The organism is Sulfitobacter sp., assembly GCF_041552635.1.
GTDB lineage: Bacteria > Pseudomonadota > Alphaproteobacteria > Rhodobacterales > Rhodobacteraceae > Sulfitobacter.
Genome location: NZ_JBFEKM010000021.1, coordinates 1 through 18,667, shown reverse-complemented (window position 1 = coordinate 18,667; position 18,667 = coordinate 1). Strand labels below are relative to the sequence as shown.

At 58.2% G+C, this 18,667-nt stretch carries 14 protein-coding genes; 3 read left to right on the top strand and 11 right to left on the bottom strand.

What is annotated here, in order from left to right; all coding sequences use genetic code 11:
• The first annotated feature begins 68 nt into the window (after nucleotides 1-68).
• Nucleotides 69-587 (top strand): flavin reductase family protein, encoded by a 519-nt coding sequence (locus ABYT07_RS04045; RefSeq protein ID WP_372989645.1) that lies wholly within the window; start codon nucleotides 69-71, stop codon nucleotides 585-587.
• 2 nt (nucleotides 588-589) lie between these two features.
• Here the strand turns inward: ABYT07_RS04045 and ABYT07_RS04040 are convergent, their stop codons facing one another.
• From ABYT07_RS04040 to acnA, 3 genes are all read right to left on the bottom strand, one after another.
• Entirely contained in the window at nucleotides 590-4,732 is a 4,143-nt protein-coding gene (locus ABYT07_RS04040; protein ID WP_372989643.1) for a translocation/assembly module TamB domain-containing protein, read from the bottom strand.
• An 8-nt stretch (nucleotides 4,733-4,740) separates the two neighbouring features.
• Complete coding sequence (locus ABYT07_RS04035) at nucleotides 4,741-6,561, bottom strand: autotransporter assembly complex family protein (protein ID WP_372989641.1); 1,821 nt, start codon at nucleotides 6,559-6,561, stop codon at nucleotides 4,741-4,743.
• Nucleotides 6,562-6,869: 308 nt separating this feature from the next.
• Nucleotides 6,870-9,644 carry an aconitate hydratase AcnA gene (gene acnA, locus ABYT07_RS04030; protein ID WP_372989639.1) on the bottom strand — a complete coding sequence of 925 codons (2,775 nt, stop codon included), beginning with the start codon at nucleotides 9,642-9,644 and terminating at the stop codon, nucleotides 6,870-6,872.
• Between the two features lie 233 nt (nucleotides 9,645-9,877).
• Here acnA and ABYT07_RS04025 point away from each other — a divergent pair, with 233 nt between their 5' ends.
• Nucleotides 9,878-10,576 (top strand): DUF1223 domain-containing protein, encoded by a 699-nt coding sequence (locus ABYT07_RS04025; protein WP_372989637.1) that lies wholly within the window; start codon nucleotides 9,878-9,880, stop codon nucleotides 10,574-10,576.
• 14 nt (nucleotides 10,577-10,590) lie between these two features.
• On the opposite strand, the gene ABYT07_RS04020 is transcribed toward ABYT07_RS04025, so the two are convergent.
• From ABYT07_RS04020 to purB, 5 genes are all read right to left on the bottom strand, one after another.
• Nucleotides 10,591-11,493 (bottom strand): lysophospholipid acyltransferase family protein, encoded by a 903-nt coding sequence (locus ABYT07_RS04020; protein WP_372989635.1) that lies wholly within the window; start codon nucleotides 11,491-11,493, stop codon nucleotides 10,591-10,593.
• A gap of 83 nt (nucleotides 11,494-11,576) precedes the next feature.
• Nucleotides 11,577-12,650, bottom strand: a complete 1,074-nt coding sequence (locus ABYT07_RS04015) for a flagellar motor switch protein FliG (protein WP_372989634.1) — start codon at nucleotides 12,648-12,650, stop codon at nucleotides 11,577-11,579.
• 80 nt (nucleotides 12,651-12,730) lie between these two features.
• Nucleotides 12,731-13,258: a tetratricopeptide repeat protein gene (locus ABYT07_RS04010; RefSeq protein ID WP_372989633.1), complete on the bottom strand. Its 528-nt coding sequence runs from the start codon at nucleotides 13,256-13,258 to the stop codon at nucleotides 12,731-12,733.
• A gap of 102 nt (nucleotides 13,259-13,360) precedes the next feature.
• Complete coding sequence (locus tag ABYT07_RS04005) at nucleotides 13,361-13,534, bottom strand: hypothetical protein (protein ID WP_372989632.1); 174 nt, start codon at nucleotides 13,532-13,534, stop codon at nucleotides 13,361-13,363.
• Nucleotides 13,535-13,636: 102 nt separating this feature from the next.
• On the bottom strand, nucleotides 13,637-14,941 hold the full coding sequence (purB, locus tag ABYT07_RS04000) for an adenylosuccinate lyase (protein ID WP_372989631.1): 1,305 nt from the start codon (nucleotides 14,939-14,941) through the stop codon (nucleotides 13,637-13,639).
• A 257-nt stretch (nucleotides 14,942-15,198) separates the two neighbouring features.
• On the opposite strand from purB, the gene ABYT07_RS03995 reads away from it, so the two are divergent.
• Complete coding sequence (locus tag ABYT07_RS03995; protein WP_372989629.1) at nucleotides 15,199-16,347, top strand: PLP-dependent aspartate aminotransferase family protein; 1,149 nt, start codon at nucleotides 15,199-15,201, stop codon at nucleotides 16,345-16,347.
• 55 nt (nucleotides 16,348-16,402) lie between these two features.
• Here ABYT07_RS03995 and ABYT07_RS03990 read toward each other — a convergent pair whose 3' ends face one another.
• From ABYT07_RS03990 to ABYT07_RS03980, 3 genes are all read right to left on the bottom strand, one after another.
• A complete protein-coding gene (locus tag ABYT07_RS03990; protein WP_372989627.1) occupies nucleotides 16,403-17,761 on the bottom strand; it encodes a sensor histidine kinase in 1,359 nt (452 codons plus the stop codon).
• Nucleotides 17,758-18,414, bottom strand: coding sequence for a response regulator transcription factor (locus ABYT07_RS03985; protein WP_372989625.1), 657 nt, complete (start codon nucleotides 18,412-18,414; stop codon nucleotides 17,758-17,760). The genes ABYT07_RS03990 and ABYT07_RS03985 overlap by 4 nt, the downstream gene beginning before the upstream one ends.
• Before the next feature lie 97 nt (nucleotides 18,415-18,511).
• Entirely contained in the window at nucleotides 18,512-18,661 is a 150-nt protein-coding gene (locus tag ABYT07_RS03980) for a hypothetical protein (RefSeq protein WP_372989674.1), read from the bottom strand.
• Between the last annotated feature and the right edge of the window lie 6 nt (nucleotides 18,662-18,667).

Genomic DNA, 18,667 nt, shown 5'->3' with positions numbered 1-18,667 from the left:
CTTTGCTTTTGGTCGCAGGGGTTCATTGCCGTCTGGACAATCTGCCGCCCCCATGGCACCGCTGCGCCATGACAGATAATATGCAACATTTCAAACTTGGAGCCGATGCGGATGACAATCTGCGCCGCGCCTTTGGGCGCTTTGGCACAGGCGTGACATTGATCACGGTCCAAACCGCTGGCGGGCCGTTGGGCATGACGGCGAATTCATTTTCATCCGTCTCGCTGGATCCCGCACTGGTGCTGTGGTCTGCTGGCAAGAAATCTAAACGCCATGACGCCTTTGCGACGGCGACCCATTTTGCGATCCATGTTCTGGGTGCCGATCAACAAGCCGTTGCAGACCGCTTTGCGTCGGACGGGTTTGCATTTGACGCTTTTGACTGGGCGACTGGACCCAATGGCGCGCCAACGCTCGCGGGCTGTCTGGCGACGTTCCACTGCGACACCTATGCCGTCCATGGGGCGGGCGACCATTCGATTATCGTGGGCCAAGTCACCAACGCCGCAGTGAACACTGATGCGGATGCCCCAGCGTTGATGTTCGAACAAAGCCGCTACGGAAATTTCACCCCCGCCAAGGGTTGAAATCAGTAGTCCTTTTCAAAGAATATCCCGATCCCGGTATTGCCGTCCGACCCGACGCTTCCCTTGGCCTTGAGGTTCTTGGTGATGTCGAGGTTGATCGAGATATCCGCCGTCCCGTCAGAGGCCGCTGTCACATCCGTATAGACATTGTCCGAGATGTATTTCCCCGCGCGCACCGCCGTTGCCCCGCTGTCGGTTGTGGTGACATCCAGATCGTCGAGCCCAAACCCAGTCCGCAAGTTCGAGATCACGCCGGCCCCGCCGCGCCCTGCCAATGTGGCCACGGCACTGGCCAGTTGAAGCGCCTGAAACGCCGAGATTTCCGAGATATTGCGCCCGAACAACAGCTGCGCCAGCACCTCGTCCTGCGGGGCTGACGGGCTGGATTCAAAGGATACCTTGGGCTCTGTCGCAGGGCCTTCGATGATAATGCGCACCTCGCCTGTCGCAGTAGACGTCGCGGTGACAAAGCGCAGATACGGGATTAGATCACCCTGAAACTGCACCGCCCCTTCGGTCAGATCAAAGCGTTTGCCCAAGATGTCCAAGCGCCCCCGGATCAGATCGACCCGCCCCGCCGAGATAACGCGGTTGGTCGTGCCAGTCAGGGTCAGCCTACCGCCAAGTTCCGCGTCCAGCCCCCGCCCGCGCACGAAAATGCGGTTGGGCATGTTGATGCCAATGTTCAACCCATAGCCCGGCCCGCTGCTGCCCTGCGTCGGGTCCGTGCCAGCACCTTCCCCCTCCAGCCCGGCCTTGCGGCGAGTGGCCACCACATCCGCAGGGGCCCCGACAAAGTCGATCTGCGGGATGTCCCCGATGCTGGTCATGCCGGTAGACGGCACCGTGACCGATGTTTCGCCGACGTTGATTTGCCCTTCGATGCGGGCACCGCCTGTCAATGGTCCTGCAAACCGCAAGGAGCCATCCAGAATCGTTCGGTAAAGCGACGGATCAATCAGCACCAGATTGTTCAGGCCGATCTGCAAATCAGCAGGCAACGATCCGGTCAACGTCACCGCGCCACCGACCTTAAGCTGACCGCCATCGGCGCTGTCAGCCGACAGATCAATCTGTGCGCGGTTGTCGCCCAAGCGGATGTTTGCCGCGATATTTTGCAGCGCAACGCGCAGGTTGGGTGCGGACAAAGACGCATTCGACGTCTGTATCGTACCGCTGACCGACCCCAGTTGCGGTGGGCCATTCACGGTCAGATCAAACGCCGCCTGCCCTTGCAAACTGCGCGGCGCAATAAACGGTGCCGACAGACCCAGCGGCGCGTTACCGTTGATATCAAGGTTCAGATTGCCGTTGTTGCCGACCAGCCCCGCCACGGTCGCGCGCGTACCGGCTGGCCCGCCCAGATTGGTGTTCAACCGCCATCCCGCGCTTTCTTGTTGTGCGGATCCGGTCAGGTTCAATGGCCCCGCCAGCTTGGGAACCAAGGCGGCAAGGTTGGGGATCGTCACATCGTAATTCAGCGCCGGGTTGGTGCCTGTCACCACGCCCTGCACCGACGCGCGGGCGGCATAGGGGCCGGTCGCGTTGGTATCGATTGCGATCCCGGCCGGTGTTTGCTGCACCGATCCCTTGGCGGCGAAGGGTCCGGACACGCCGGGCACCAATGGCTGCACGTTGGGCACCGACACGTCAAATGTCAGTGACATATCCGGCCCGGTCGCCAGCCCTTCAACCAGCGCGCGCGCACCGTAAGGACCTGTGGCCGAGGTATCGACAAAGAACCCCTTTTCAGTCTGGCGCAGTGTGCCGGTGGCATTCAGCGGTCCGTTCACCTGCGGCACGACCGCATTCACATTGGGCACTGCTGCGTCAAAGCTGATATCGATCATCGGCGTCAGCGCGCCTTGCACCGCAACCTGCGCGGCATAGGGGCCAGAGGCCGTGGCGTCGATCACAAATCCCGCCTCGGTCTGCTTGAGGTTGCCCGACGCGTTCAACGGCCCCGTTACCTGTGGCGCATAGGCCTGAACACGGGGGATTGTCGCGGTGAAATCAACATCAAGCGGCGTCAGCAACCCCTTTACGGTCGCCGCGACATCCTGCGGCGCGCTGGCCTTGGTGTCGATCTGCCAGCCGTCAGGGGTTTGGCGGAGCATGCCATCCAGCGTGACCTGTCCGGCGACGGGCGCGTCAGGGACAAAATCTTTGATCTCGGGGACTTGGGCGGCAAAGCTTAGGGCCGCATTGGGGCCGGTTGCCAGACCTTTGGCAGTGATGGCCGCATTATAAGGACCGTCGGCCGCCGCATCGATCGTCCAGCCTCGGCTGTCCTGGTCGGCTGTCGCCTTGATCGTGATGGGGCCGGAATATTGCGGCACGACCTGCCCGATGTCATTCAGCCGCGCATCGATCCGCGCTTGCGAATTATCGCTGCGCAATTCAACCCCGCCGGTGGCGGTCAGGGCGGCGTTCTCGAGCGACAGATCGCGGATAAAGGTTCCCGTTTCATCACGTACGGCCCCAAGGCTAAGGTTCGTTTCACCTGCCAAAAGCGTGTCGGCCTGTTCGATCCCGACTTTCAAATCACGGGTCAGACCCGCAATCCGCAGATCAAACGTGCCATCCAAAGGCACTACCTGACCAGACAGATCGACATTGGCCGCCCCGTCCAATTCGCGCCCTGCAAGGGCTGAGAAACGGCTGATATCCGTGGCCTCAAGCCGGGCTTGCAATTGCGTCAGGAAATTCTCGGCCGGGCCGCTGATGGTCACGTCGCCCGCAAGCCCGTAATCGGTGCCGGACAGGTCCAGCCCGGTAATCTTTGTGGGGGTACCTTCGACATAGGCGATATTTGCGCGACCGTTCAGGGTATCGCCCAACGCTTCGGATATGGCGGCGTTCGTCAGGGTCAGCCCTTTGGTGGCAAAGACTAGATCGCCGTTGAATTCACCGACCGTGCCGGCGCGGCCTTGCAGCGTGCCGTCCAAATTCAACTGCGCGTTTTCAATCGCAAGGGCATCTGTCGCCAAACCCGTCACGTCAAATGTCGCATCCAGTGTTTCGCCGGAACCGGCATCGTAATTCACGTCCAACGCGACGCGCTGCACATAGGTGCTGGCCCCGGCAACGGGCAACAGCACCCGCGATCCGTCAGCTGCGGCCACGGTGCCGGTGATGTCGATCAGGCTGGGCCATTTGTCACTGTTCAGTGTGATTTTACCCTGCAGATCAGCCGATTGCGTCTTTAGCGCGAAATCGCTCACGTCTATGCCGCCATCTGCCTGAACCAGCGCATCCAGTGTCAAAGCCACGTCAGGCCCAAAGAATTCGCGGTATTGCGATAGGATCAACGCAGTCACATCGCCGCTAAGATCGGCCTGAATGCGACGGTCAGGGGCAGATTCATCCCCCAACTCCGCAAAGCCAACCTGCCCGGTTAACCGCGGCGTGCCATCGGTCGACAGGGTGATGTCGGTCTTGAAGTCAGACAACGGCCCCTGACCCGCGATGTTTAGATCGACCGAAGGTTCATTGGGAATACCGAGCAGTCGCGAAACGATGCCTTTTTCATCCTCGGACAGGTTAACTAGCAGATCCAGCAGGTTTTCACCGCGTGCCAGATTGGCGGAGATCCCGAATTGGCCGCCTTTGCCATCGGTACGGGCGGCGTCGATATCCAGCTTGAGGACATCATCATTCAGCAACGCATTCGCCTTGAGCGTCAATTCAGCGGCTTCGCCCAGAATGGGGGCACCAAGGATGATTTCATCGACCGCAAAATTCGCAACATCAATGGAAACCGGCAGGTCAGGAATGGTTGGAAAGGTGAACGGCTTTGCCTCCGGGTCGGGCAGCGCGGCCTCTTGTGCGATGGGCAAACGCGGCACGGACAGACGTTGCGCTGTCAGGCCTTGCACCTCAAGCCGGCCCCGCAACAAGGCAGAGCGGTTCCAATCCAGTTCGACCTGCTCCAGCGTCAGCCACACGCCCTGATCATCGGAAATTGTCATCCGGTCAAAGGACGCGCGCGAGCTGAGAGCCCCTGCAAAGCCGTCAATGCTGACCGTGCGGCCCGATCCGCTGAGCGCGTTTTGGATGGTGCGGGTCAAAAAGCCTTTGTCGTCTTCTTGGGCATTGGCCACACAGGCCACTAGCACCATCGCCGTAATTAGAAAACTGCGCATGAAATGGATCAAAACGATTGCCCAATACCTATGTAAACTTGGAAATTATCTTCGGTTTCCGGCCCCGAGGTGGGCACAGCCACGTCAAACCGGATAGGTCCGATACCTGTCGCATAGCGCAGGCCCAGACCCGCGCCCGAATGCCATTGCCCCGACCCGTCATAGAATTCTTCAGCCCCGATATAACCCGCGTCCGCAAAGGCCACGACACCGATATTGTCGCGCACAGCGACCCGCGCTTCGGCGGACAGCCCGACAAAGCTGCGCCCGCCGACGGTGTTGCCGCCGCCCAGATCAACCCCGAGCGTTTGGTAGGATTGCCCCCGTACCGTGCCGCCGCCGCCCGAATAAAACAGGTAATCGGCCGGGGCCTCTGCAAGGTCGGGACCGTATACCGACCCCAACTGCCCGCGCAGCGCAAACGTCACAGGGCGCGCAGTGCCAAAGGTCTTGTAAGCCCGTAGATCAAGATAGCTGCGCGCGCCGCTGGCCGACCCTGAAACAGCCAGAAACGGTGTGACGGTGGCCCGCGCATAATACCCGTCCTTGGCATCCAGACGGTTGTCACGGTAATCATGTTCAGCGCTTAGCGGCAGGGTCAGCAACGTATAATTATTGGTGCCAAACGCATCGCGCGTCTCACCGATGCGCAGACCAACGCCCAGACTATAGGTGCGTTCCGCGCTGGCAATCCGTTCGATGCCGGCCTCAAGATCAAGCTGGCGGGAAAAGTAATTCACCTCGTCAAGCTGCTCGATCTCGGCCAGAGCGTAAAAATTCGTGTCGGCATTAAAGGTCGCCGGACGGCTTAGCCGTGCAGAAAGACGGTAATCCGTGCCACCTGAATTGCCGCCGATCCCTTTGACTTCCCCCTCGATCCGCAGGCTTTCGGCGCCGCCCAGCAGGTTGCGGTGCAGCCAAAAGCTGCTCAGCGTCAGCCCTTCGAGCGATGACAGTTCAGCGCCAAAGCCAAGCCGGCGCTGCGGCGCATCTGTGATCTGCGCCGTGATTGGCAAGACATCAGGGGCCACGATTTCGTCGGCCTCGATCATGGCAACGGCGTTGAACGCACCGGTGCGCCGCAACCGCGTGGCGGCAAGGTCAAGCTGCTCTTGACTGTAAACCTGTCCCACGGGCAGGCCGGCGATCTTTTGGATCCGGTTGCGCCGAACGGCACTTTCGCCTTTTATCGTTAACGCACCAAAGCGCAGGCGCGGGCCTGGGTCCAGCAAAAGCGCGGCGCTGATGGTGCTGTCGGGCACACGCGCAGTCAACTGCTGACGGGTCAGTGCCGCCTTGGCGTGCCCCTGATCGCGCCAGCCTTCGATCCCCGCAGAAACGGTGTCTTTCAGCACCCCAAGGCTTGCGGTCTGGCCCGTGGCAAACCCTTCGGGCAGTTCGGTGCCTTGGGCGATCGGTTTGATTTCCGCCTTGGCAAAGCTGAACTTCTTGCCCGGTTCGACCGCAATCACAGCCTTGTCGATCTGCTTGGGCGGTGCCACCGGCGCAATGGACGCGGCATCCACCCCGTCTACGGTGATCTTGATCACGGCGGCAAAATACCCCTGATCATACAAAACGGCCAACAGCCGCGCGTAATCGGCTTGGGCAGCGGCCAGCAATTCTTGGGTGCTTGGGGTCGCGTCTTCGGCGGTTTGTTCGCGCAGCAAAGACCCGCCCGCGATCGCATCGTAAAGCTCGGTACCTGCCGCGACGCCAGTGATGTCCAGCGTTGCGGCCATGCCCGGCCCGCAAGTCCAAGCAACGGCCATGGCAGCAGCAGTCCCCCGCAAGGTGCCTCTGAAACCGTTCTTACTTGCTCGCGCCATGGGGCACTCCTTTACCGAAAACAACCGCCTGCAACCTACACATAGCCCAAGCCAGAGCAACGTCAGCATTTCAATTCACATTAGCAAACACATAACGGAAATTCTTCGGCCACGGCAAACAGTGTGTGGGGCAAATTCGCATTTGTGAACACATGATATGGTGTTCGGCCCTAACTATTGGGCCATCGGCAAAACCTTGCCGTTTTCCCTTTGAAAATGCGAAACGCCCGGCAAGCAGGGGCTTACCGGGCGTATCGACGTTTTGAATAGCCCTGCTATCGAGGGCTCAGGCCATGATCAAACAGGGATCAGGCGGATTTTGCCAGATCGCGCAGAACGTAATGCAGCACACCACCGTGTTCGATGTACTCAATCTCGATTGCGGTATCGATGCGGCACTTGATCATGATCTCTTTGACCGACCCATCGGCCATTGTGATCGTGCAAGGCACTTCTTGCAGGGGTTTGATTGTATCCAGACCAGAGATTGAAACGGTTTCTTCGCCAGTCAAGCCCAAGCTTTTGCGTGTATCACCATTGGTGAATTCGAACGGGATGACACCCATCCCAACAAGGTTAGAGCGGTGAATGCGTTCAAAGTTCTCGGCGATTACTGCCTTGACGCCCAGCAGGGCTGTGCCCTTGGCCGCCCAGTCACGCGACGACCCGGCACCGTATTGTTCACCACCAAAGATCACCAGCGGAGTACCGGCATCCTGATAGGCCATCGCGGCATCAAAGATCGACGTTTGTTCGCCGTCAGGGCCCTTGGTATAGCCGCCTTCGACCCCATCCAGCATCTCGTTCTTGATGCGGATGTTGGCGAACGTGCCGCGCATCATCACCTCATGGTTACCACGGCGTGAACCATACGAGTTGAATTCGCGCACCGGCACCTGATGCTCCGACAGATATTTGCCAGCGGGAGTCGTTTCCTTAAAGGACCCTGCCGGGCTGATGTGGTCGGTGGTGATCATATCGCCCAAGATGGCCAATACTTTGGCACCCTCGATGTTGGTGATCACGCCCGGCTCTGGCGACATGTTCTGGAAATACGGCGGGTTTTGCACGTAGGTCGATGCGGGTGGCCAGTTATAGGTCTTGGCATCCGTTGTCTCGACCGCCTGCCACTTTTCGTCGCCCTTGAACACGTCAGCATACTTCTCTTGGAAGGCTTCGCGCGTCACGGTTTTTTCGACCAGCTCGGCAACTTCCTGAGTGGTTGGCCAGATGTCTTTAAGATAGACATCATTGCCCTCTTGGTCCTGACCCAAAGGAGAGTTCGCCAGATCAACGTTCATGTCGCCGACCAACGCATAGGCCACGACCAGTGGCGGCGACGCCAGATAGTTGGCGCGCACATCGGGGCTGATGCGTCCTTCGAAGTTGCGGTTGCCCGACAGGATCGAGGTGCCGATCAGGTCGTAATCGTTGATCGCCTTGCTGATCGATGGCTCAAGCGGGCCAGAGTTACCAATACAAGTGGTGCAACCATAGCCAACAAGGTTAAAGCCGATGGCGTCCAGATCTTCTTGCAGGTTCGCAGCCTCAAGATAGGCGGAAACCACCTGGCTGCCGGGTGCCAGCGACGTCTTGACCCAAGGCTTGCGTGTCAGACCAAGGGCACGCGCCTTGCGCGCCACAAGGCCCGCACCGATCATCACGTAAGGGTTCGACGTGTTGGTGCACGATGTGATCGACGCAATCACGATGGACCCGTCATGCAGCTGGTAATGGCCATCGTCGGTCATCACATAGCCACGCTTGTGATGGCCCACATCGCCGGGGATATCCTTAGGTTCCGGTTGGCCGCCCTCGCCTTCCCAACGCACTTCGGCGTTGGCTGTACTTTCTTTGCCATTGCGCACGCCCTCGACATATTCCGCAAATGCCGTGTGCGCAGAAGTCAACGCGATGTAATCCTGCGGACGTTTTGGACCGGAAATCGCAGGCACGATGGTGCCCATGTCCAGCGACAACGTATCGGTGTAGATCGGCGCATAATCCGCGTCGCGCCACATGCCGTTTTCCTTGGCATAGGCTTCGACCAACGCGATTCGGTCTTCGTCACGGCCAGTGGTGCGCAGGTAGCGCAGCGTTTCGCCGTCAATCGGGAAGAAACCACATGTCGCACCATATTCAGGTGCCATGTTGGCAATCGTCGCACGATCGGCCAGCGGCAAGTGATCCAAGCCTTCGCCATAGAATTCAACGAACTTGGAAACGACGCCTTTGGCGCGCAGCATCTCGACGACCTTCAACACGAGGTCGGTACCGGTGGTGCCTTCCATCATGCGGCCTGTCAGCTCGAAACCCACAACTTCGGGGATCAGCATTGAAATCGGCTGGCCCAGCATCGCGGCTTCGGCTTCGATCCCGCCAACGCCCCAGCCCAGAACGGCCATGCCGTTGACCATGGTGGTGTGGCTGTCTGTCCCAACCAGCGTGTCTGGATACGCAACTTCAACACCGTTTTGGTCTTTGTCTGTCCAAACGGTCTGCGCCAGATACTCAAGGTTCACCTGGTGGCAGATGCCGGTGCCGGGGGGCACAACGCGGAAGTTGTTAAATGCCTTTTGGCCCCACTTCAGGAATGTATAACGCTCGATGTTGCGCTCGTATTCGCGGTCAACGTTCATCTGGAACGCGCGCGGGTTGCCAAATTCGTCAATCATGACCGAGTGGTCGATGACCAGATCAACAGGGTTCAGCGGGTTAATCTTGTCTGCGTCACCGCCCAAGGCAACCAGACCGTCGCGCATCGCCGCCAAATCAACAACGGCCGGAACGCCGGTAAAATCCTGCATCAGCACGCGTGCGGGACGATAAGCAATCTCGCGCGGGTTCTGGCCACCCTTGGCACCCCACTCAGCAAAAGCTTTGATATCGTCAACCGTAACGGTCTTGCCGTCTTCAAAGCGCAACATGTTTTCCAGCACCACTTTCAGCGCGGCGGGCAGTTTCGAGAAATCCCCAAGCCCGGCTTCTTGCGCAGCAGGAATGGAATAATAAGCGATTGATTGATCCCCGGAAGTCAGTGTTTTACGGGTTTTGGCGGTGTCCTGGCCAACGATAATGGTCATGGAGAGCTCCCTATATGGGTTGAAAACAGTGCAGTGACTTGGGGCCTAAATGCAGTATTGCGGCCCACATTTCAACTGCAATCGGCGCTTGAACCGATAAATGTATACCATTGTGTACCGAATTTGATGAAATTTGCACCATACCTTCCGTTACAGCGCTTCAACAAAGCTTGAATGGTAATCTGAAAGACATCCGTTTAGACAAACAGGACACTTTGAAGGTATCGCCGTCGATGATCCGAATTATCCCCTCTCTGTTCGCCTTGGGCTTGCTGTGCGCCACGCCAGTGTCCGCGCAAGATCGCCCCGTCGTGGTCGAGCTTTTTACATCGCAAGGATGTTCGTCCTGCCCTGCTGCGGACAAGATCTTGGCCGAGCTGGCACAGCGCGATGATGTGATCGCCTTGGCGCTACATGTTGATTACTGGGATTACATCGGCTGGAAAGACCGCTTTGGCGATCCCGATCATGCGGCCCGGCAACGTGCATATGCGATCGCATCCGGGCGCAAATCGGTTTACACGCCAGAAATGATCGTGAACGGCCTGACCGATGTCGTAGGTGCAAAACCAATGGCAGTGTCAAAAGCCATTTCAGAGCATAAGAACGACCCTGCCATGGTTAAACTGGATCTGGCGCGCAACGGGGATACGCTGGAAATCGATGCCTCGGTTCTGGCGGGGGCCAAGGGCCCATTCACCGTGCATATGCTGCGCTATACCCCTGAGGCCACAACAGAAATCAAGCGCGGCGAAAACGCGGGCAAGACGTTTGAATATCATAATATTGCTCAAAACTGGACAGTTTTGGGGGAATGGGACGCGAAAGCCCCGCTTGATATGTCGACCCCCCTGCCCGGCGACTTGCCGGTTGTGATCATTGTCCAGCAAAGCGTCGCAGGTCCGATCGTGGCGGCCGCGCGGATCAAATAGCGCATTAATCAAGCTTAATTGTCGTTAATACGCCAGCGCCTGTGGACCCAGAACCACTGTTCGGGGTCTGCCGTGATGCGCGCGGCAAGGCTGTCATTCAGGCTTTGCGTCATCGTTACCGCGTCGGAATGGGGCACCGGTGCTTCCAGCACGGCCTCGAACGATACGCCGTCTGGCTGGCGGATGCCGTAAAACGGGATCAGCAGTGCGTTATACCGCAAGGCAAGTTCAGCGGCTGACAAGGCTGTATTCGCGGGCTGCCCCAGAAAATCAAGCGGCGGCGCGCCAAAGACATGCTGGTCAAAAAGCAAAACAAGCTGCCCGCCTTGCTTTAGGTGGCGCACGAAACCGGCGGTGCCACGGCGGCCCTGCGGAAAGACGGGCCCGCCGAAGGCCTCCATCGTTTTAACGTAATGGGCATTGAAATAGGGGTTTTTCATATCCCGATATAGCCCGCCAATATCAAGGCCGCGCGCGACCAGACAGGCCCGGGTCGCCTCGTAATTTCCGTAGTGGCCGGTGACAAGGATCACCGGCTGCCCCTTTGCCACAGCATCATCCAGCGCCGCAACGCCCGGGCCGGTTGGTGTATTTTTGGCCATTCGCGCCGGAAAGTCCTGCGCCGAGTAGTTCTCGATAAAGCTGCGCCCGACATTATTCAGGCATTTCGATACGATCTGGTCGCGTCGTGCACGGGACAGATCAGGCCATATCATCTGTATATTGTCCCGCGCCCTGCGGCTGTAGCCGGCAAGCGGCCCCAGAATATGTTGAACAAACCGCCCGACAAAGGCCAAGCGGGCGCGATACGGGATAAAAAGAGCAAAGCGGATCAATCCCACAATCAGCGCATTGCTTAAGTAGTGGCCAATGCGCCGCGTCAACGGATCTTGATGAGGAAGGTTCGGGTCAGGCATAGGCCTCTGCGGGGGCAAGAACATGCGACTGTCACATATTTCTCTTATTTCTTAACGTGCCTCGCCAAAGGCGACAAGCAGGTTCAATCCTCCTCTTCGTCGTCTTGGACCAGTTGCAATTCACCATCGGTTTCCAACTGGCGGATGACATCAATGATGGCCGACATCGCCAGCTCTGCCTCGGATGCCTTGACGGTTTCAAGCTCTGCGATTTCTTCGCGCAACTGATCCGCCATGCGCGAGGACATGTTATCAAGGATGAAATCCATGACAATTTTCAAACCGGCAGCCTCGGAACCGGCCATCGCATAAACAAGCTGCGCCCGGTCCGCGCCGCGCAGAATGCGGGGGATATCGCGGGGTTGAACGCGCGCGGGGATATCCGCAAAGGTAAAGATCGCCTTGCGCACCGCATTGGCAAACCCTTCATCCGTTTCGTCAAGGCCGGTCAACATGTCATCACGTGTCATCGAAGTAGAAGAGTTGAGGATCGCCCCGACCCTTTCAACAGGTTCGTCATCGAAGGCTTTGATCGGGATACTGTCCAGCTGGCTCGCCAGCGAAAGGCCTATGTTATATACAGCCTCCGGAGAGACGCTGTTCGTCAGAGACACGGCATAGGTGATTTCGCGCGCCCGGGGGCCGGGCAGCAGTCCCAACAACTTTGCCGACACCGACACCTTGAGCTTGGAAAGCACAACGGCAATCACTTCGGTGCTTTCTTTTTCGATCATCTCCAAAACGGTTGGGGCATCCAACTCGCGCAGGCGCGCCCAAGGGTCACCCAGCTGACGTACCCCTGCTTCTTTGCGCAAGCGTTCCGCTGTTTGCTTGCTGATCTTGCCATCAAGCGCGGTCAACGCCCCCACGATCCCGCCCGGAAACGACAGGCCAATGCTGTTAAGCTCGTTTTCAAATTCTTCGACGACCGCATCCAGCGTATGCCGGTCGACGGTGCGCATTGATCCCATCTGCTGCGTCAGACGGGCCTGCAATTCGTCTGGTAGTTCTTCAATCGGGATATCCGCGCCTTCGTTCAGCAACAGGCGGACCACGATTGCGGCTTTAGCACGCTTGGTCAAAGGGGCCGCCGCACCACTTAAGGGCGCGCCGACAGCCATTGCGTTAAAACTGCCTAAAGGTAAGAGATCATTCATTTTTCAACTATCTTTAGCTGCCCCAGTGTCGAGAACACTTTTCGCAGCTAAAGATGAAAGAAAACCAAACAGCAGATGGATTAATAGTTAAAAGTCTGCCCCGTGGCGATGGCCGTTCTCAGGGATGCCTCGGCCCATGTTCCCTGACCGCCATACGAGCGGATGGCGCGCAATTCGGCCATCGCACCGGCGATATTGCCCTCTTCGACCATCCCCTGCGCCATATAGGACCGCGCAAGAATATTCGCCGGATTGATCTGGAGCGCGCGGGTGTAGAACACCGTGCTTTCAGCAGCATTCCCCAATTTCCGATGGGTGAACCCCATATAGGTCAAAGCCCGATCATCTTGGGCGGGCATTTCGGCTAGCACCAACTGTGCGTCTTGATAATTGCCAGCATAAGCCAGTTGGCGCACGGTCTCGTACAGATCATCCGGGCTTAGGCGACTGTCTTTGGCCGTCACGCATTTCTTGGCCTTTTTGTCATACACCATCCCGCTTTCACAGCTGACTGCGGGTTTTGGCGGGGCTGTCTCGTCACCGCCGCCAGCGGCAAACACACCCGTAGGCACCGCAAGGGCAAGAGCAGAAGCAAGTAAAACGCGCATGATGGAATTCTCCGAATAAATAACTTTGTCGAAATAACGTTAAAGCGCCCGCACCACAGGTAAAGGGGTACGGGCGCAATTCAGTTCACATTGACTTGATCTTCAAGACGTGGCGTTGGACACACAACTTGCGCTTTCGGCATCATATACCATGCCTTCGGCACAAGACATCGCGTGTTCTTGCGACGAACACATTGCCATGCTGAACGACGGCAGTGCCACTAAGGCCAACGCTGCCAGACCCGTCAGTTTTAATCGTGCAATTCCAAGTTTCATCATACTACTCCTTTGAGATGCCCTGATAAGGTACACGGGCCTTGGGCGTTCTCAAAGAAGTTTTACGCCTGAAGGTGTCACATCGGTTAATCTGCCTAGAAATCAGTCTTTGAAAACACGGGCAAAGATCGTGTCGACATGTTTGGTGTGATATCCAAGGTCGAATTTTTCCTCGATTTCTTCGGCGCTCAGGGCTTGCAGCACTTCGGCATCGCCCAGCAATTCGGTTTTGAAATCCTTGCCGTCTTCCCAAACCTTCATCGCGTTGCGTTGGACCATCTTATAGCTGTCTTCGCGGCTAACCCCTGCTTGGGTCAGGGCCAAAAGGACACGCTGCGACATCACCAGCCCGCTGAACTTGTTCATATTGGCCAGCATGTTGTCGGGATAGATCAGCATATTGTCGATGACATTGGTCAAGCGGTGCAAAGCGAAATCAAGGGTGATGGTCGTGTCGGGCCCAATGGCGCGTTCAACGCTGGAATGGGAAATATCACGCTCGTGCCAGAGGGTCACGTTTTCCATCGCAGGGATAACAGCCATCCGGATCGTGCGCGCCAGACCGGTCAGGTTTTCGGTCAGAACCGGGTTCTTTTTATGGGGCATCGCCGAGGAGCCCTTTTGACCCGCAGAGAAGAATTCAGCGCCCTCAAGCACTTCGGTACGCTGCATATGGCGCACCTCGGTCGCGACGTTTTCGATGGAGCTGGCGATCACGCCAAGGGCCGCGAAAAACGCGGCATGACGGTCACGGGGAATCACTTGGGTGCTGATCGGCTCTGCGGCAAGGCCAAGCTTTTCGCACACATGCTCTTCTACGCGGGGGTCGATGTTGGCGAAGGTCCCGACCGCACCCGAGATCGCGCCAGTGGCGATTTCTTCGCGCGCGGTTTTCAGGCGGCGCAGGTTGCGGTCCATTTCGGCGTAAAAACGCGCGAATGTCAGGCCCATGGTGGTCGGTTCTGCATGGATGCCGTGGCTGCGTCCGACGCGCACGGTGTCCTTGTGTTCAATCGCGCGGCGTTTGAGCGCGGCCAGCAGCAGGTCCATATCAGCGATCAGAATGTCTGCGGCACGGGTCAGCTGCACGTTAAAGCAGGTGTCCAATACGTCTGAGGAAGTCATGCCCTGATGCACAAAACGCGCCTCGTCGGAGCCTACATGTTCGGCCAAATGGGTCAGAAACGCGATCACGTCATGTTTGGTGACGGCTTCGATCTCGTCAATGCGGGCCACGTCGAATTCAACGTCCTTCGCCTTCCAGACCGCATCCGCGTTTGCACGGGGGATCACACCCAGATCGGCCATGGCATCACAGGCATGTGCCTCGATCTCGAACCAGATGCGGAACTTGGTTTCGGGGGACCAGATTGCAACCATCTCGGGGCGGGAATAGCGGGGAATCATGTGGTGATACCTTTATGTGAGGGCTTTGGACGTTGGGGGCGGGATAAACCGAGAGGGGCTAAAGGACAAGGCTGAACGCGGTGCGCCCCGTTTGGGGTGGGGGAATGGCGCGGATGGTGGATGCCTCCGGCGGGAGTTTATTTGGCAAAATGAACGGGATGGGACGGTTTTGGCATTTCAAAGCTGGTGGTTTGCGGGGGTCAGGGATTAAGTGTAGGCACATGAAATCTGAGCATCTTTAAGGAACGGCCGCGCTTATGTCTGACACTTCCCGTTTGAACCCCGCCACGATTGCCGCCCAAGCCGCAGGCGCTGTGGATGCGCAAAGCGGCGGCGTGGTGCCATCGTTGCAAATGGCCACGACCTATCTGCGCGATGCGGCGTATCAGCCGCTGCGCCCCGACAATATCTATCTGCGCGATCAAAGCGATATCGTGCGCGTCGCCGAAACTGTGCTGGCGCAGCTTGAAGGGGCGAACGAGGCGTTGGTGTTTCCCTCGGGCATGGCCGCGCTGGCAGCTGCGTTTCGTACGGTGCCCAACGGCGGGCGCGTGTTGGTCCAGTCGCAGATTTACTGGGGCACGACCAAATGGCTGCGAGATTTTTGCACCCGCCGCGCAATTGAACTGCGCGAGGTCGAGGCGTCGGATGCGCAGGCGTTCGCCCAAGCCTGTGCGGATTTCAAACCGACGCTTGTGTTGATTGAGACGCCGTCGAACCCGTGGCTGCGCGTGACCGATATCAAAGCGGCAGCGCGTGCCGTCCATGACGCGGGCGGGCTGTTGATGGTCGATAGCACCGCCGCGACGCCGGTGCTGCAAAAACCGCTGGCCCATGGCGCTGACATCGTGATGCATTCGGCCACCAAGGGCATCAACGGGCATTCCGATGTTCTGGCCGGTGTTCTGGCGACAAATGACACAGCCGCGCAAATCTGGACGGATATCAAGGCCGACCGCCATGATGCCGGTGCAGTCATCGGTCCGTTCGAGGCGTGGCTGCTGGTGCGCGGCATGCGCACCCTGCCCCTGCGGATGCGTGAAATGTCGCGTAATGCGCAAGCGATTGCTGAATTTCTGGACGCCCACCCACTGGTTGAAACCGTGCTATATCCCGGCCTACCTGCCCACGCAGGTCACGCGACTGCCAACCGCCAGATGGCGGGGGGTTTTGGCCCGCTGCTGTCTTTTGTGGTGCAAGGCGGGGCCGAAAAGGCGTTGCAGGTCGCGGGGCGTTTGCAGCTGTTCCACCGTGCGACATCCCTGGGCGGCGTCGAAAGTCTGGTCGAGCACCGCCACACGATCGAGCCCCATACAGGTATTCCTGAAGGCCTTTTGCGCCTGTCGGTCGGGATCGAGGATATCGGCGATCTGACGACTGACTTGCGGCAGGCCTTGGGGAACTAAAGACCCTAGTCCAAGGCTTTATCGCGCCCTTTGACGCGGCCACCCGAAAGGGTGACTAGCGCGCGGGTGCGTCACCCAAAGGCAGGGTCAGTACCGCGGTAAAACCGCGCTGCTGGCCGGGCTGCGGGGACATGACCTCAAGACGACATCCCGATTGTTGGCAAAGCGCCTGCACGATCGACAGGCCCAGACCAAACCCCTCTGACAGGGCGGCCTTGCGGACGAACCGCTGGGTAATTGCCTCGAGATCGGCTGCATTAAGTGCGGCGCAATCGTTGGACACAACAACCCGCCCCGGCTGACTGGCGTCCACGACAACCGGCAGCGGGCCGATGCCATATTTCAGGGCGTTATCAAACAGGTTGTTCAGGATTATCCCCAAAGCGTCCGGATCAATGCGGCTGGGCCACGGCCTGTCGGGCGCTTTGATGATCAAATTGTCGCCGGACGGCGCACGGTCACGCAATTCTTTGAGAAGCAATGCGATGACAGGCGTTATGTCCGCCGCGACGGGGGTTATACCAAGGCCCGATTGCGCCCGCGACATTTGCAAAAGACGTTCGATCAGCCGGATCAATCGTTTCAGCCCTTGTTCAATTTCGGCGGCACTGGCGGATGGCACGGGGTCCTTCAACACCGCCCTAAGCCGCTGCACATTGGCCAGACAAATCGCCACCGGGGTGCGTAATTCATGCGCCGCGTTGGTGGCAAAGGCGCGTTCGGCTGCCAGTGCAAGATCAAGCCGCCCCATCAGCATATCAAGCGTGTCTATCGCAGGTTCGATTTCGGAAAAGGTGATGTGCCGTTCAATCGGCGAAAGGTCATGTTCGTTCTTGGCCGCGATGCTATCGCTCAGGCTTGCGATTGCCCTGACCGACCGTTTGACCACCCAGAATGCCACTCCGGCAAAGAACAGCGCCAGCAGAACAAAGCTGCTGATCGTCCCCATCATGACGTCTGAAATCGCCTCGTTGCGTTCTGTCATCGGGGTTGCGACAATCACCTTGACCCCGCCCGATGCCGCGCGGATCGTTGCAAACCGGTGATCGTTCTGCGTGCGCAGCCCCCCTGTCATAGGGATCGGCAAAAGGTCCGTTCGTGCGCCGGGAGATTGCACGATGATCTGATCTGTTTCATCCAGAAACCAGAATATCGTGCGTTCATCCGGTTCAACCAAACGCTCCTCGAAGGCCATAAGCATTGAGATATCCAGCAGGTCGGGCATCTGGCGTGCGGCATCAAAGATTGTCAAAAGCAGCTGGGCTTTGCCGGTCAGGCTGCTGTCCAGCAATTCGTCATATTCTTCTTTGACAAGGTTATGAACGATCAAAACCCCGATCACGGCGGCCATCACACCGGGCAGGATCATCGACTTCAAAAGAGTGCTCAGCAGGCTTTGGCGGCGTGTGGTCATGTTTGCAGGCTATACCCGATCCCGCGGTGGGTGGCGATCAGGTCTTTGCCAAGCTTGGTGCGCAACCGGCTGACATGCGCCTCAAGGGCGTTGCTTTCGACCTCTTCGCCGTAGCCATATATTGCTGCCTCAAGGGTATCTTTGGGGACGATCTGTGTTTTTCGGCGCAGCAGTGCGTCCAAAACGCCCCATTCCTTGGCCGTCAGCCGAACCGGCTGACCTGCACGGCTGACGCTGTGATCAGACAGGCAGATGGTCAGGTCGCGGATCAGAATGGTCTGGGTCAGCAGATCGGCACTGCGCCTGCATACCGTGTGAATGCGCGCTGTGACCTCGTCCAGATCGAACGGTTTGATCACATAGTCATCCGCCCCACGGTTCAGCCCGTCAATACGATCAGACACTTTGTCACGCGCCGTCAGGATGATGATCGGCGTACGAAGCCCGCGCGCCCTGACCGTGCTGAGAAATGTCAGCCCGTCGCCATCGGGCAATTGCAAATCAAGCAAGACGACATCGTAGTCCAAAGCAAGGACAGCACTGTGGGCTTCGTCAAGGGTACTGAACCATTCAACAATGTGGTGATCCGCCTCAAGATGTTCCATCAAAGGGCGCGCAAGGGCCGCTTCGTCTTCGATCAAAAGAATGCGCATGAATGTCTTGCCCGGCCTTTTCAATTTCAGTTGTGATATAACGCAAAGCGGCAAAGGAAGTCAGGACATATCGCAGCCCCCTTTGGGATCAGTCCGCCTAGCCCCCGATGAAAGCGCGCAACACGATCCAGCCGATGAAAACCCCGTTGGCGCACAGCAGGCACATGGTCGCCAGTGATCCAAGGTCTTTGGCGTCACGGGCAAACACCTCCCAATTGGGGGCAAGGTGATCGACAAGGCATTCGATTGCTGT

Coding starts and splice junctions, on each gene's coding strand:
- purB (WP_372989631.1), bottom strand. CDS start 14,941: ATGATTCCCCGCTATTCCCGCCCCGAGATGGTTGCAATCTGGTCCCCC.
- ABYT07_RS04010 (WP_372989633.1), bottom strand. CDS start 13,258: ATGCGCGTTTTACTTGCTTCTGCTCTTGCCCTTGCGGTGCCTACGGGT.
- ABYT07_RS04045 (WP_372989645.1), top strand. CDS start 69: ATGACAGATAATATGCAACATTTCAAACTTGGAGCCGATGCGGATGAC.
- ABYT07_RS04020 (WP_372989635.1), bottom strand. CDS start 11,493: ATGCCTGACCCGAACCTTCCTCATCAAGATCCGTTGACGCGGCGCATT.
- ABYT07_RS04025 (WP_372989637.1), top strand. CDS start 9,878: ATGATCCGAATTATCCCCTCTCTGTTCGCCTTGGGCTTGCTGTGCGCC.
- ABYT07_RS04005 (WP_372989632.1), bottom strand. CDS start 13,534: ATGAAACTTGGAATTGCACGATTAAAACTGACGGGTCTGGCAGCGTTG.
- ABYT07_RS04035 (WP_372989641.1), bottom strand. CDS start 6,561: ATGGCGCGAGCAAGTAAGAACGGTTTCAGAGGCACCTTGCGGGGGACT.
- ABYT07_RS03990 (WP_372989627.1), bottom strand. CDS start 17,761: ATGACCACACGCCGCCAAAGCCTGCTGAGCACTCTTTTGAAGTCGATG.
- acnA (WP_372989639.1), bottom strand. CDS start 9,644: ATGACCATTATCGTTGGCCAGGACACCGCCAAAACCCGTAAAACACTG.
- ABYT07_RS03985 (WP_372989625.1), bottom strand. CDS start 18,414: ATGCGCATTCTTTTGATCGAAGACGAAGCGGCCCTTGCGCGCCCTTTG.
- ABYT07_RS03995 (WP_372989629.1), top strand. CDS start 15,199: ATGTCTGACACTTCCCGTTTGAACCCCGCCACGATTGCCGCCCAAGCC.
- ABYT07_RS04015 (WP_372989634.1), bottom strand. CDS start 12,650: ATGAATGATCTCTTACCTTTAGGCAGTTTTAACGCAATGGCTGTCGGC.
- ABYT07_RS04040 (WP_372989643.1), bottom strand. CDS start 4,732: ATGCGCAGTTTTCTAATTACGGCGATGGTGCTAGTGGCCTGTGTGGCC.